The organism is Pseudomonas meliae (assembly GCF_001400515.1).
GTDB classification, from domain to species: Bacteria; Pseudomonadota; Gammaproteobacteria; order Pseudomonadales; family Pseudomonadaceae; genus Aquipseudomonas; species Aquipseudomonas amygdali.
Map to the genome: position 1 here is coordinate 1 of NZ_LJQT01000058.1, position 312 is coordinate 312.

At 56.4% G+C, this 312-nt stretch carries 1 pseudogene; it reads left to right on the forward strand.

Going from position 1 to position 312, the window contains the following annotated elements:
• Window positions 1-217, forward strand: a pseudogene (locus ALO64_RS02700) (IS110 family transposase); the annotation flags it as partial.
• Window positions 218-312 lie beyond the last annotated feature (95 nt).

Sequence of the window (312 nt, forward strand, 5' to 3'; positions counted from 1 at the left end):
TTTACGCAGTCTACTGGTGCTTGGAGCTCGATCTGTCATGGCCAACCTGGGCAATAAGCAAGACCCTCTCAGTCGCTGGATCCGCAACCTCATGGAGCGACGGGGTTACTGGCGTGCGGTCGTGGCGATTGCCGCCAAGAATGCGAGGATGGCCTGGGCCGTCCTGCATTACGGCGACACGTTCAAGCCTGAACAGGCAGAACCAACGGGCGCGTAAACACCAGAGGTCATGACTGATCACCTTGTAAGGCGTTAGGGCGAGGATCATGAGCGGATAAAAGGATCAATGTGCACTGCCGTCGTTGATGTGAA